This is a genomic window from Streptomyces sp. SirexAA-E (assembly GCF_000177195.2).
Classification (GTDB): Bacteria; Actinomycetota; Actinomycetes; order Streptomycetales; family Streptomycetaceae; genus Streptomyces; species Streptomyces flavovirens.
On record NC_015953.1, the window covers coordinates 4,150,041 to 4,163,580 of the forward strand.

The following is a 13,540-nucleotide window of genomic DNA, read 5'->3' on the forward strand; positions in this document are numbered from 1 at the left end:
GGCGACTGGTTACTTTGCGGCGGTGACAGAAGCGGCGTACCGGACGGACCAAGGCGCGGCCCTCGCTGCCCCGCCGCTCGTGATGGATCTCAACGCGGACCTCGGGGAGGGGTTCGGGCGCTGGACCCTCACCGAGGACGACGCGCTGCTGACCTGTGTCACCAGCGCCAACGTGGCCTGCGGCTTCCACGCGGGCGACCCCTCGGTGATGCGGCGGGTCTGCGACACGGCGGCGGCCCGGGGCGTACGGATCGGGGCGCAGGTCTCCTACCGGGACCTGGCCGGATTCGGCCGACGTGCCATGGACGTGCCGGCCGCCGAGCTCACGGCCGAGATCGCCTACCAGATCGGCGCCCTGAGGGTGTTCGCCGAGGCGGCCGGCTCCACCGTCACCTACGTCAAACCGCACGGCGCCCTCTACAACCGCACCGTCCGGGACGACGAACAGGCGGCCGCAGTCGTCGCCGGGGTGCTGCTCGCCGGTGGCCGCCCCGCCGTCCTGGGGCTGCCCGGATCCCGGCTGCTCGCCCACGCCCGGGAGGCGGGACTGACCGCCGTCGGGGAGGCCTTCGCCGACCGTGCCTACACGCCCCAAGGCACCCTCGTGCCCCGGGGCGACGAGGGCGCGGTGGTGCACGACGCGGACGAGGTCGTACGCCGGAGCGTCGGCATGGCCGTCGAGCGCGCCGTGACCGGTGCGGACGGCGGCCGGATACCGGTCGAGGCGAGGTCGCTGTGCGTCCACGGGGACACCCCCGGGGCCGCGGCGCTCGCCCGGCGCGTCCGGAACGCCCTGGAGGACGCGGGTGTGACCGTGAAGGCGTTCGTGTGAGCGCGGTACGGGTGCTCGCGGCCGGGCCCGGCGCCCTGCTGGTGGAGCTGGCCTCCGGCGAGTCGGCCGAGGCATTCCACGCGGAGCTGCTGCGCCGCCGGGCCGACGGCGGGCTGCCGGCCGTCCGCGAGATCGTCCCAGGGGCCACCACCGTGCTGCTCGACGGGATCGAGCCCCGGGCGGTCGCCGGACTGGCCCGGCGGCTGACGTCCTGGGAGGTGCCCCCGCCGAGCCGGGACGCCGGTGAGGCCGTCGAGATCCCGGTGGTCTACGACGGTCCCGACCTCGCCGACGTGGCCGGAGCGTGGGGCGTGCCCGTCGCCGACGTACCGCGCATCCACGCCCGGACGGAGTTCCGGGTGGCGTTCTGCGGGTTCGCGCCCGGGTTCGGCTACCTCACGGGGCTGCCCGGGCACCTGCGCGTACCGCGCCGGGCCACTCCGCGTAGCCGGGTGCCTGCCGGGGCGCTGGCCCTCGCCGGGCCGTACACCGGCGTCTATCCGCGTCCCTCGCCCGGGGGCTGGCAGCTCATCGGCCGGATGCCCGGGCCGGAGGTGCTGTGGGACCCGGGGCGCGAGCCGGCGGCGCTGCTGGCGCCCGGTTCCCGGGTGCGTTTCGTGGCCGCGGAGGACGCCGGATGACCCGGGAGGCCGGGACGCTGCGGGCCGGGGTTCCGGCGCCGGGGCGCGCGGTCGTACGGTCCGGGGCGCCCGCCGGCCCCGGGCTGGAGGTCGTCCGGGCCGGGGCGCTGACCACGGTGCAGGACGCGGGGCGCACCGGATGGGCGCATCTCGGGGTGCCCCGGGCGGGCGCCCTGGACGGGCCGGCCCGGTGTCTGGCCAACCGGCTCGTGGGCAACGCGCCGGACGCGGCCGTGCTGGAGACCACGCTCACGGGGTGTGCGGTCCGGGTGTCCGGCGTCCGGCCGCTGACCGCCGTGGTCGGCGGTGCGGTGTGCCGGGTGACGGTGGACGGGCGGCCGGTGGCCTGGGGCGCGCCCGTACGCGTGCCGCCGGGGGCGGTGCTGGAGGCCGGGCCCGCGCTGCACGGGCTTCGCGCGTATCTGGCGTTCGGCGGCGGCCTGGTGCCCGAACCGGTGCTCGGCAGCAGGTCGGCCGACCTGCTCTCGGGGCTCGGTCCGCCGGTCCTGCGCGACGGCGACGTCCTGCCCGTGGGCGCGGTGGCCCCCGGGCACAGCTGTCCGGCCGTCGGTCCGGTGCCCTGGCCGGGCACGCCCGGCGAGCTGGTCCTGCCCGTCCGTCTGGGACCGCGCGACGACTGGTTCACGCCCGCCGCGCTGCGTACGCTCACCACCGCCGTGTACCGGGTCGCGGCGCAGAGCAACCGGATCGGGCTGCGTACCGAGGGGCCCTTCCTGGCACGCGCCAGGGGCGGTGAACTGCCCAGCGAGGGCATGGTGCTGGGTGCCGTACAGGTGCCGCCGGACGGGCGGCCCGTGGTCTTCCTCAACGACCACCCGACGACCGGTGGTTATCCCGTCGTCGGGGTGGTCGCCGCTTCCGCACTGGCCGCGGCGGCGCAGGCGCCCCCCGGGACACCGGTGCGCTTCGTGCGGGCCTGAACTCCTCCCAGGACGGCGGGAACCCGAACGCGGTCATCGGCCAACAGCAGGTGACCGTGCCCGCCTCTTCGAGGGACGCCCATGAGCTCCAGAGCCGACCAGTGACCGCCCCGACGGGCACGGAAGCCCGCACCGGCCACGGCGGCGCCGGCACGAAGGCCCGCCCCGCCGTCGGCGACGCGTCCGACGCGTCCGCCGAGTCCGACGCGTCGGTGGTCAGGCGTTCGCTGACCGACCCCGACGTGTTCGCCGAGCTGTTCCACCGGTACGCCGACGACATCCACCGCTACGTGGCCCGCAGACTCGGTGCCGAGGCGGCGGACGACCTGATGGCCGAGACCTTCGTGGTCGCCTTCCAGCAGCGCCGCCGGTACGACCTGGACAGGCCCGAGGCGCGTCCCTGGCTCTACGGGATCGCCACCAACCTCGTCGGCGGACACCGCCGGGCCGAGGCAAGGCGGCTCCGGGCGATGTCGCGGGCCGCCGCCCCGGACGGGCGCGGGGCCGAGGGAGAGCCGCTGGCGGACCGGGTGGCCGCCCGGGTCAGTGCCGAGGGCACCCGGGGCGCGCTGGCGGGAGCTCTCGCGGCGCTGCCCGCCCGCTACCGCGACGTGCTGCTGGTGGTGGCCTGGGGGGACCTGGACTACGCCGAGGCGGCCGAGGCTTTGGGGGTGCCGGTGGGCACCGTGCGCTCGCGGCTGCACCGGGCCCGCAAGAGGGTGCGCGCCGCACTGGGCGGGGCGGACCCCACCCGTACCGGGGACGTTCAGGAGGAGGCCGAGCATGGATGACGTCACCGCGCTGCGGGAGTTCGGGGCCGGTGCGCCCGGCCCGAGCGACGAGGCGCGGGCCGCCGCCCGCGCCCGGCTGGCCGGCGCCGTCGCCGAGGAGGTCCGCCGGTCGCGGTCCGCCGCGCCGCCGCGGCGGCTGGTGCTGCGGGCGGGGATCGCCGCGACGGCGGCCGCCGCCGTGACGGGCGCCCTGGTCGTCGCCCCGCCGGGCGGGGATTCCGGGATCGGACGGGACGAGGACACGCCGCGGATGACCACGCTCAGTGCGGCCCAGGTGCTGCACCGGGCCGCCGACCGGTCGCGGTCCGAGGCATCCGGCCTGCCGGTCCCGCGCGACGACCAGTACTTCTACACCAAGGAGATCACCATCCGGACCCCGCTCGGGGGCGGTGGGAGGACCACGACGTACACGGACGAGAGCTGGGTCTCCGTCGACGGTTCACGGCCCTCCCGGTACAGCTACGCCGGACGCGTGCACGACGAACCGCCCCTGACCGGGCACGAGGTGAGGTGGCCGCCCACCGAGTACGCGCAGCTGAAGCGGCTGCCCACCGACCCGGACGCACTCCTGCGGACGCTCCGGTACGGCGACGACTCCGGGGCGAGCGACCAGGCGGCGTACATGGACGTGTGCCTCCTGCTGCGCGGGCCGCGTGTCATGCCGCCCGGATTGCAGGCCGCCGCGTTCGAGGCCCTCTCGCGGCTGCCCGGGGTGGTGGTGGACGCCGACGAGGTGGACGCGCTCGGCCGGCACGGGATCGGGGTGTCGTACCCGGGCCAGACGTACGGCCTGATCTTCGAGCGGGACACGTACGTGTACCTGGGGCTGCGTCAGGAGGGGAAAAGCGGCCGGAAGTTCGTGGAGGCCGAGGGGGCGCCGGAGCTGGACGTCCGTGGTCCGGACGGCCGGAAGCCGGTGGCGGGCGAGCTGACCGGTGGGACCGGGTTCGTGGAGGTCAAGGGCCTGGTGAGGTCGGCCGTGGTGGACGAGCTGGGGCGGCGCCCATGAGACCGCAGGCCCGGTCGGGGGGCCGGGCCTGCCTTTCCCCGTTCACGCGCCCACCGGACGTTACCGAAGCGTAACTTACCGGTGAGTTACCTCGGGTAACGCCTCGGTGTTAGCTTGCGCTCACCCTGCATCCGAGCAGAGCGAGGAGTGAGCCGTGAGTCCCCGTCAGACCGCCCGTTCCAGCTCGACCGCGCATGACCCCCACCAGGACCTCCGCCCCACCGCACGCCGCCGCGCCCGGCGGCTGGCCGTGGCCGCCGTCGCCGCCGCGGCCTGCCTGGGCGCCTACGCCGTACCCGCCGCGACCGCCGCCACCGGTACGGAGCAGGTGGTGTCCCGGGGCGTGACCATCCCGGCCTTCTACACCCCGCCCGCCGAACTGCCCTCCGCCGACGGCGCCCTCGTCCGGACCGAGCCCCTGCCGCTCGGCCTGAGCCTGCCCGGACTGGACGGCCGCCCGGTGCCGGGCACCGCCACCCGGCTGATGTACAAGTCCACGGACTCCACCGGACAGGCCGTCGCGGTCACCGGCGCCTACATCGAACCCTCGGCCCGCTGGAAGGGGTCCGGCCCCCGCCCCCTGGTGGCGCTGGCCTCGGGGACGATGGGCCAAGGCGACCAGTGCGCCCCCTCGCTCGCCCTCCAGCACCCCCTGACCATCGGTGAGGGGACGCTGTCCATCGGCTACGACAACCTGGCCGTCTACCGCTTCCTGGCCGCCGGCGCGGCGGTCGTCGTCACGGACTACGCGGGCCTGGGCACGACCGACCGGCTGCACACCTACGTCAACCGTCTCGACGAGGGCCACGCGCTGCTGGACGCGGTCCGCGCCGCGCACGACGTGGCCGGGGCGTCGGTCACCGACGGTTCGCGCGTCGGACTGTACGGCTACAGCCAGGGCGGCGGGGCCGCCGCCGCGGCCGCCGAACTCCAGCCCGGCTACGCGCCCGACATCGAGCTGGCCGGCACCTACGCCGGAGCGCCGCCCGCCGATCTGACCGAGGTCATGAAGGGCATAGACGGCAGCGCCCTGGCCGGCGCGCTGGGCTGGTCGATCAACGGCTTCGTCCAGTCCGACCCGTCCCTGCGGGCCGTCGTCGACGCCCGCACCAACGCGACGGGCAAGGCCGCACTGGCGGACACCTCCACCATGTGCGTCGGCGACGCGATATTCGGCTACGGCTTCACGAGCAGCAAGAAGTGGACCGCCGACGGCCGGTCCCTGGCCGAGATCATCGCGGGCGAGCCGAAGCTCCAGGCGGTGCTCGCCCAGCAGCGCATCGGCACCCTCAGGCCGAGCGGCCCGGTGCGGCTGGCGACCGGCGTCCACGACGACATCGTGCCGCACAAGCAGGCCAGGCAGCTGGCGGTGGACTGGTGCCGCAAGGGCGGTGACGTCACCTACGACGCCCTCGTCCTGCCCAACCTCGGCGACAAGATCCTCACCAACCACCTCACCCCGCTCCTCACCGACCAGGGCAAGGCCGTGTCCTGGCTGACGGACCGGCTCGACGGCAAGAAGGCCACCTCCAACTGCTGGTCGATGCCGGTCCAGCCCTGACGGCACCGGTCCGCAACCGCGCGAGGCCGCGGCGGCGTCCGTCCCACGGACGCCGCCGCGGCCTCGCGCCCTCTTACGCTGGCATGACACACGCGTTCAGACAGGGAGCTGCGCCTTCAGGTGGCTGACCCGTAGGCTGGTCAATGGACTAGACCTATAGACGCTCCGAAGAATTGGAATCCCATGAGCAACCGTGCACTTCTGGAGGTGATCGCTCTCGACGCGGAGGACGCGGTCGCGGCCCAGGCGGGTGGTGCCGACCGCCTCGAAGTGGTCACCGACATGGCCGCCGACGGCCTGACGCCCTCCCCGAAGACCGTCGCGGAGATCGGGTCCGCCGTGGACATCCCCATGCGGGTCATGCTCAGGGTGGCGGACGGGTTCGCGGCCGGTGACATCGACGTACTCGTCGACAAGGCCCACGAGATGCGGTCCGAGGGCGCCGACGAGTTCGTCCTCGGCTTCCTGGACCGGGACGGGCACGCCGACCTGGTGGCCGTCGAGCGGCTCGTCGCCGAACTGAACGGCTGCCGGTGGACCTTCCACCGCGCGATCGACCGTGCCGTGGACCGCGATGTCCTGCGCAAACACCTGGCCGACCTGCCGGGCCTGGACACCTATCTGACGGCCGGTGCGGCGACCGGCGTCGACGACGGCATCCCGACCCTGCTGGCAGAGGCGGCGCGCACGGAGCAGCCCGGCTACGAGGCGCGGATCCTGGTCGGCGGCGGCCTCCGCCTGGACCATCTGCCGCGCCTGAAGAAGGCCGGCATCGACGCCTTCCACATCGGGGGAGCGGCCCGGCCCACCGGCTGGTCCGGCCCGGTGGACACGGCGGCGGTACGGGAGTGGCGCCAGGCGATCGACGGGTGACGGGACGGCGGCTGCCGCCCGCCGCCCGGCGTCCTCCGACCCGCTCGCGAGTTCTCCCCGCTCCAGGCTCCTTCGCCCCTTCGGAAACTCTCCGCCCACGCGGGAACTCCCTGCGCACACGGTTCGTCACTCTCTGTGAGAAACGGGGAGGGGTGGACCCATGAAGGTCGCACGAAGTGAAGAGAACGGGCCGCCGGGACCGGCCGTCCGCAGGCCGGTCCCGGCCCGGTCAGCCGAGCCGCTCCGGCAATGGCGCCGCGTGCAGCACGACCAGGCCCGACACCGCTCGGGTCAGCGCCACGTACAGACGGCGCAGGCCCGTGCGCTCGTCCGGCTCGCCGTCGACCACGGCGGCCGGTTCGTCCAGCACCACGTAGTCGTACTCCAGGCCCTTCGCGAGCGAGGCCGGGACCAGCGTCAGACGGGAGTCGGCCGTCGTCTCCTCGCCGGGGGAGAGCGGGCTGTGGCCCGCGGCCGCGAGCGCGGCGGCCAGGGCGGGGACGCGGGCGTCTGCGGCGATCAGCCCGATCGATCCCTCGTGGCGCAGCGACTCCTCGCAGGCCGCGACCACCGCCGCGTCCAAGGCGTCCGCGCCCGGCACCTCACGTACGGTCAGCGAGCCGGCCGCCTCACGCACCGACTCCACCGGGGCCAGCCCGGGCGAGATGGCGGGGAGCAGGCGGGAGGCGTACGCGATCACCTCACGCGGTACACGGAAGCCGGCCGTCAGTTCCTCCACCACCGCGTCCGCCTTGCCCAGATGGGACAGCGCCTGCTCCCAGCTCTCCGTCGACCACGGGGTCGTCCCCTGCGCCAGGTCGCCGAGTACGGTCGCCGAACCGGTGGAGCAACGCCGGCCCACGGCGCGGTACTGCATCGGCGACAGGTCCTGGGCCTCGTCGACGACGACATGGCCCAGCGAGTGCGTACGGGCCACCAGGTCGGTCGCCTCGTCGATGAGGACCGCGTCGGCCGCCGTCCACTTCGCCGACTTCACACTGCGGGCGGGCTTCGCCATCAGGATCCGCTTACGCTCCTCCTCGGTGAGGATCCCGTCCGCGTGCGCGTCCAGGAACTCCGCGTCCGTCAGCAGCCGCAGTACCAGCTTCGCCGGGTCCACTGCGGGCCAGACGGCTTTCACCGCCGCCTTCACCGCGGGATTGCGGGCCACCGCGTTCTGCACCCGGTCGTCGGGGGCCTCTCCGGCCTCCTCCATCCGCACGAGGACGGCGTGCGCGATCCGCTGGGGAAGCGCCTCGTGGGCCGCGCCGTACCGCATGTCGCGGGCCAGCAGCTCGGTCACCATCTCCTCGACCTCGTACGCCGGTACCCGCCAGCGCCGCGAGCCGCGCACCACCACGACCGGCTCCGTCGGCGGGGTGACATGGGAGCGGATCGCCCGCCGCAGCACCTCGGCCATCCTGGCGTCGCCCTTGACCACGGCCGCGGCGGCCTCGTCCGTGCCGCGCACCTCGACGTGGGCCGTCACCAGGTCCTCGACGGTGGCCTGCTTCACCTCCAGCTCGCCGAGCGCGGGAAGGACCTGCTCGATGTAGTGGAGGAAGGACCGGTTCGGGCCGATGACGAGAGTGCCGGTACGGGCGAGCCGCTCGCGGTGCGCGTACAGCAGGTAGGCGACCCGGTGCAGGCCCACGGCCGTCTTCCCGGTGCCGGGGCCTCCCTGGACACAGACCGTCCCGCCGAGGCCGCTGCGGACGATCTCGTCCTGCTCCGGCTGGATCGTCGCCACGATGTCGCGCATCGGCCCGACACGGGGGCGCTCGATCTCCGCCTGGAGGAGCTTGCTGGTCTGCTCGGCCTCGGCCGGATCGGTGAGGTGCTCGTCCTCGTACGCGGTCAGTTCACCGCCGGTGTAACCGAAGCGCCGCCGACGGTCGACATCCAGGGGGTTGTTCCTGGAGGCCTGGTAGAAGGGCTGGGAGACAGGGGCGCGCCAGTCGATGACCATGGGATCGCCGTGGGCGTCGTGGACGTGGCGGCGGCCGATGTAGAACTGCTCGCCCTCGGCCCCTTCGGCGGCCTCACCGCCCACGCGGTGGAGGTAGTCGAGACGGCCGAAGAAAAGCGGGGTGTGCGCCAGATCGGCGAGCGCCTTGATGCGGTCGTCCATCTGGGCCTGCAGGACCGCTGCGTTGACCCAGTTCGCGGTGACGTCGCGGATGTCGAGGGCCTGCACGTCCTCCCGCATCGCGCGCAGGGCGGCACGGGACGCGGCCAGGTGGGCGCGTTCGCGTGCGAGGGGATCGCCGGATGCTCCGGCCACTGCGGTCTCGGGTGTCTCGGGTTCGGTTGTCGCTTCGTGCGCGGGCACGGTGTTGCCTCCGGCTTTCGACACAGGACGGCGGACCGTGCACACCGCACGGCTCGCTGGGGGACTTTGGGGGACTCTCACAGATGCGTACACGGCGGCCGCGTACGGCTGGTGTCGGCCGGTTTCCGTCCGGTCGGCGGCGCTCCCCCGGCTGCCGGCCGCTGCTGCGGCGGGCCGGTACCACGGTGCGGGAGGCGGGCAGACCGGCGATTGTATCGACGCCGGGGGGCCAGGTCGAACGAATAAAGCGCGCCGGGCCGGTCGGCACCCGCCGCCCCCGGGGCGTCGAGCACGGTCTCGGGACGGGTGCGCCCGTCCTCCCCGTAGGGGACGGCATGGCACCTGCGGCCTACCCGGGCCGCCGCCCGCTTCCGCCCTCGGGCCGATGCCCCGGGCGGCGGGCGCGAAGCACCATGGAACACATGAGCACCGCATACATGAACCCCCGCAGGACCGGCCCCGCGCACGGCGCGAGCGCGGCGACCGGTCAGTCCCGCAGCCACGGCCTCGGGGGCGTCGTGCGCGCCGTCGGCGTCTTCGCGCGTACCGCCTTCGGGGTGGCCGTCCTCGGCGAGTTCGCCGAGGAGGCCGGAGTCGTCCGCCGCCACCGCTGAGCCCCGCCCGAAGCGGACCGCTCAGCTCTCCGGGTCGGGCTCCGCGAGGAGTTCGTCCGCGTCGACGATCCGGTACGCGTACCCCTGCTCGGCCAGGAACCGCTGGCGGTGTGCCGCGAAGTCCTGGTCGACCGTGTCGCGGGCGACCACCGAGTAGAAGCGGGCCTCGTGCCCGTCCGCCTTCGGCCGCAGGACCCGGCCGAGCCGCTGCGCCTCCTCCTGGCGCGAACCGAACGTCCCGGACACCTGGATGGCGACGGTCGCCTCCGGCAGGTCGATCGAGAAGTTCGCGACCTTCGACACCACCAGCACACTGATCTCGCCCTGGCGGAACGCCTCGAACAGCTTCTCGCGCTGCGCGTTGCTGGTCTCGCCCTTGATCACGGGGGCGTCCAGGTGCTCACCGAGCTCGTCGAGCTGGTCGATGTACTGACCGATCACCAGGGTCTGTTCGCCCTTGTGTTTGCGTACGAGCGCCTCGGTGACCTTCCGCTTCGTGGCGGTCGTCGCGCAGAACCGGTACTTCTCCTCCGTCTCGGCGGTCGCGTACGCGAGCCGCTCCGAGTCGGTGAGGTTGACGCGGACCTCGACGCAGTCGGCGGGCGCGATGTAACCCTGCGCCTCGATCTCCTTCCACGGCGCGTCGAACCGCTTGGGCCCGATGAGCGAGAAGACGTCGGACTCGCGGCCGTCCTCGCGCACCAGCGTCGCCGTGAGCCCGAGGCGCCGCCGCGCCTGGAGGTCGGCGGTGAACTTGAAGACGGGCGCGGGCAGCAGGTGCACCTCGTCGTAGACCACCAGGCCCCAGTCACGGGAGTCGAAGAGTTCCAGGTGCGGGTAGACGCCCTTCCGGCGGGTGGTCAGCACCTGGTAGGTGGCGATGGTGACCGGCCGGATCTCCTTGCGGGTCCCGCTGTACTCGCCGATCTCGTCCTCGGTCAGCGACGTCCGCTTCACCAGCTCGTGCTTCCACTGCCGGGCCGAGACCGTGTTGGTGACCAGGATCAGCGTGGTCGCCTTGGCCTCCGCCATCGCACCGGCCCCGACCAGGGTCTTCCCCGCGCCGCAGGGCAGGACGACGACACCGGAGCCGCCGTGCCAGAACCCCTCGACGGCCTGCTTCTGGTACGGGCGCAGCGACCAGCCGTCCTGGTCGAGCTCGATCGGGTGCGCCTCTCCGTCGACGTACCCGGCGAGGTCCTCGGCCGGCCAGCCCAGCTTCAGCAGCGTCTGTTTGATCTGCCCGCGCTCGGAGGGGTGCACGGCCACGGTGTCCGCGTCGATACGGGCGCCGACCAGCGGCTGGACCTTCTTCGAACGGAGGATCTCCTCCAGCACCGGCCTGTCGTTGCTGGTCAGCACCAGCCCGTGGACCGGGTGCTTGGACAGGGTGAGCCGGCCGTACCGCGCCATCGTCTCGGCGATGTCGACGAGCAGCGCGTGCGGCACGGGGTAGCGCGAGTACTCCACGAGCGCGTCGACGACCTGCTCGGCGTCGTGGCCCGCGGCTCGGGCGTTCCACAGGCCGAGCGGGGTGACCCGGTAGGTGTGGATGTGTTCGGGCGCACGCTCCAGCTCCGCGAAGGGGGCGATGGCACGACGGCAGGCCTCGGCCTGATCGTGGTCGACCTCGAGGAGCAGCGTCTTGTCGCTCTGGACGATGAGGGGTCCGGTCACGCGCGTCGGCCCTTTCTGTTCTGCCTGTGCCCTGCTGCTGGGGTCCGCCGCCGGGCGGCCGCGAACGGCCAAACGTCCAGTGTGCCGCATCGCGGCCGCGATCGGGTGGCCGTGCGAGGCCGCGATCACACCGCCCGCCCGGCCCGTAGCGTGGAGGGATGGACGAAACGGAAGCGGCAGATCCGGCCCCGGGTGCCGAGGACCCGGGGTTTCCGGCGTACCGAGCGTCCCGCAGCACCGGGCTCGCGGAGCTGGACCGACGTGTCGCCGGCTGCCGCGCCTGCCCCCGGCTGGTGGCCTGGCGGGAAGAGGTGGCCGAGGTCAAGCGCGCGGCCTTCCAGGAGTGGGACTACTGGGGGCGGCCGGTGCCCGGTTTCGGACCCCCGGACGCGACGGTGGCAGTCGTCGGGCTCGCGCCCGCCGCGCACGGCGGCAACCGGACCGGCCGGATGTTCACGGGCGACGCGACGGGCGACTTCCTCTTCGCCGCGCTGCACGCCGTGGGCCTGGCCTCGCAGCCCACCTCCGTCGACGCCGGGGACGGGCTCACCCTGCGCGGTGTACGGCTCACCTCCCCGGTCCACTGCGCACCCCCGGCGAACCGGCCCACCCCGTTGGAACGCGACAACTGCCGGCCCTGGCTGGCGGCCGAGCTGGACCTGCTGAGCCCCGGGCTGCGCGCGGTGGTGGTCCTCGGCGGTTTCGGCTGGCAGGCGCTGCTCCCGGTCCTCGCCGAGGCGGGCTGGCGGCTGCCCCGCCCACGTCCCGCCTTCGGCCACGGCGCGCACGTCGTGCTGCCCGCCACGGAACACCGGCAGGAACTGCACCTGCTGGGCAGCTACCACCCGAGCCAGCGCAACACGTTCACGGGCCGGCTGACGATGCCGATGCTCACCGAGGTGCTCCGGGAGGCGGCCGGGGTCGGCGGGCTCGGACAGTCCTCCGGGGAATCCCGTCAGCCGTAGGCCTCGGCGCGCCCCGCTCCTGGAGGAGCAAGAGCTTTCCCTGGTGGCCGCGGATCACCACGCCGAACGGGCGGAAGCGGAGACGCCCAACGGCGATTTCCGCGCGGTCTCCGTATGCGCTGTCTACGGCACCAACGCATCCGGCAAGTCGAACGTCATCGATGCCGTCGGATGGATGAGAAGGGCTGTGCTGTCCTCGTTCCGCCACTGGGACCCCAGCGGCGGAGTGCCACGCCGTCCGTTCGCCCTGCGTGACGATGCCGCCGCGCACCCCAGTTCGTTCGCGCTCGATTTCATACTGGGCGGAGTGCACCACCAGTTCGGCTTCTCGGTCAACGACGACCGGGTGACCGAGGAATGGCTCTACTACTCCCCGGAGGGCCGACAGCGGCGGCTGTATGAGCGGGGGGCCGACGGCGTCGTCACGTTCGGGCGATGGCTCACGGGGCGACGCAAGCTCATCGCCGAACTGCTGCGCCCCAACAGCCTCTATCTCTCGGTTGCCGCGGCACAAGGCCACGAGCAGTTGGGAGAAGTCTTCCGATGGTTCCGCTCCGGCCTGCGCCTGGCAACGGACCAGGACTTCGCGCAGCGGCTGGACCACACCATCCGGCTCTGTCAGGCCGATGGAGACCGGCGGGAATCGGCCCCCGTCATGGCCATGCTGCGTTTCGCTGATCTCGGTGTATCGGGATTGGACATCAAGGAGTGGGACGAGACCGTCCTGAAGGACCACAAGCGCATCACCGAGGCGCTGCGGGAGGCGCTGCGGGAGGCGCTGGGGGACAAGGTCAGGGTGCAGGGGGACAGCAAGCAGCGGGTCAGGGTCGAGCACCGGACGGACGCAGGGGTGTTCCCGCTGGACCTCCGCGACGAATCGAGCGGCACGCGCACCTGGATCGGACTCGTCGGCCCGGTCATCACGACCCTCGCCGACGGCGGAGTGCTCTGTGTGGACGAACTCGACGCACGGCTGCACCCGTACCTGGTCGATGCGCTGGTCGGTATGTTCCAGTCCCGTGGGTCAACCGGGCGGGAGCTCAGTTGGTCGTCAGCACGCACGAGGCGGCGCTGCTGGGACGGAACGTGCGGACCGAGCTGTTTCGCGATCAGGTGTGGTTCACCGAGAAGGACCCCAGGACACTCGCCACCCGGCTGTTTCCCATGACCGAGTTCTCGGTTCGGGACTCGGCCGACAATCTGGAGAAGCGCTACTTGGGTGGGCGCTACGGAGCGGTGCCGTACTTGGACGACGAACTGCTGCGGGACATGGTCGCGGCATTCCGGCATGGGGGAGTCGATGA

The 13,540-nt window shown here is 73.3% G+C and carries 12 protein-coding genes; 10 read left to right on the plus strand and 2 right to left on the minus strand.

Going from position 1 to position 13,540, the window contains the following annotated elements:
* Positions 1-82: 82 nt before the first annotated feature.
* The 7 genes from SACTE_RS18590 to SACTE_RS18620 all read left to right on the plus strand — a co-directional run bounded on the left by SACTE_RS18590 (position 83) and on the right by SACTE_RS18620 (position 6,648).
* Complete coding sequence (locus SACTE_RS18590) at positions 83-832, plus strand: 5-oxoprolinase subunit PxpA (RefSeq protein ID WP_014047560.1); 750 nt, start codon at positions 83-85, stop codon at positions 830-832.
* Positions 829-1,473, plus strand: coding sequence for an allophanate hydrolase subunit 1 (locus tag SACTE_RS18595; RefSeq protein ID WP_014047561.1), 645 nt, complete (start codon positions 829-831; stop codon positions 1,471-1,473). The genes SACTE_RS18590 and SACTE_RS18595 overlap by 4 nt, the downstream gene beginning before the upstream one ends.
* Positions 1,470-2,414 carry a biotin-dependent carboxyltransferase family protein gene (locus SACTE_RS18600; protein WP_014047562.1) on the plus strand — a complete coding sequence of 315 codons (945 nt, stop codon included), beginning with the start codon at positions 1,470-1,472 and terminating at the stop codon, positions 2,412-2,414. The genes SACTE_RS18595 and SACTE_RS18600 overlap by 4 nt, the downstream gene beginning before the upstream one ends.
* Positions 2,415-2,515: 101 nt before the next feature.
* Entirely contained in the window at positions 2,516-3,205 is a 690-nt protein-coding gene (locus SACTE_RS18605; protein ID WP_014047563.1) for an RNA polymerase sigma factor, read from the plus strand.
* A complete protein-coding gene (locus tag SACTE_RS18610; protein WP_014047564.1) occupies positions 3,198-4,214 on the plus strand; it encodes a CU044_5270 family protein in 1,017 nt (338 codons plus the stop codon). The genes SACTE_RS18605 and SACTE_RS18610 overlap by 8 nt, the downstream gene beginning before the upstream one ends.
* A gap of 154 nt (positions 4,215-4,368) precedes the next feature.
* Positions 4,369-5,775, plus strand: coding sequence for a lipase family protein (locus tag SACTE_RS18615; RefSeq protein ID WP_014047565.1), 1,407 nt, complete (start codon positions 4,369-4,371; stop codon positions 5,773-5,775).
* Between the two features lie 183 nt (positions 5,776-5,958).
* Positions 5,959-6,648, plus strand: a complete 690-nt coding sequence (locus SACTE_RS18620) for a copper homeostasis protein CutC (RefSeq protein WP_014047566.1) — start codon at positions 5,959-5,961, stop codon at positions 6,646-6,648.
* 229 nt (positions 6,649-6,877) lie between these two features.
* On the opposite strand, the gene SACTE_RS18625 is transcribed toward SACTE_RS18620, so the two are convergent.
* Positions 6,878-8,932: a UvrD-helicase domain-containing protein gene (locus SACTE_RS18625; RefSeq protein WP_019993388.1), complete on the minus strand. Its 2,055-nt coding sequence runs from the start codon at positions 8,930-8,932 to the stop codon at positions 6,878-6,880.
* 470 nt (positions 8,933-9,402) lie between these two features.
* Here SACTE_RS18625 and SACTE_RS18630 point away from each other — a divergent pair, with 470 nt between their 5' ends.
* Positions 9,403-9,594: a hypothetical protein gene (locus SACTE_RS18630; protein ID WP_026359149.1), complete on the plus strand. Its 192-nt coding sequence runs from the start codon at positions 9,403-9,405 to the stop codon at positions 9,592-9,594.
* A gap of 21 nt (positions 9,595-9,615) precedes the next feature.
* Here the strand turns inward: SACTE_RS18630 and SACTE_RS18635 are convergent, their stop codons facing one another.
* Positions 9,616-11,271 carry a DNA repair helicase XPB gene (locus tag SACTE_RS18635; RefSeq protein WP_014047569.1) on the minus strand — a complete coding sequence of 552 codons (1,656 nt, stop codon included), beginning with the start codon at positions 11,269-11,271 and terminating at the stop codon, positions 9,616-9,618.
* 158 nt (positions 11,272-11,429) lie between these two features.
* Here SACTE_RS18635 and SACTE_RS18640 point away from each other — a divergent pair, with 158 nt between their 5' ends.
* Both SACTE_RS18640 and SACTE_RS18645 read left to right on the plus strand, forming a co-directional pair.
* The gene (locus SACTE_RS18640) at positions 11,430-12,236 is read left to right on the plus strand and encodes a uracil-DNA glycosylase (RefSeq protein ID WP_014047570.1); all 807 of its coding nucleotides are present in this window, start codon (positions 11,430-11,432) and stop codon (positions 12,234-12,236) included.
* A 43-nt stretch (positions 12,237-12,279) separates the two neighbouring features.
* On the plus strand, positions 12,280-13,404 hold the full coding sequence (locus tag SACTE_RS18645; protein ID WP_050986371.1) for an ATP-binding protein: 1,125 nt from the start codon (positions 12,280-12,282) through the stop codon (positions 13,402-13,404).
* Positions 13,405-13,540: the final 136 nt, after the last annotated feature.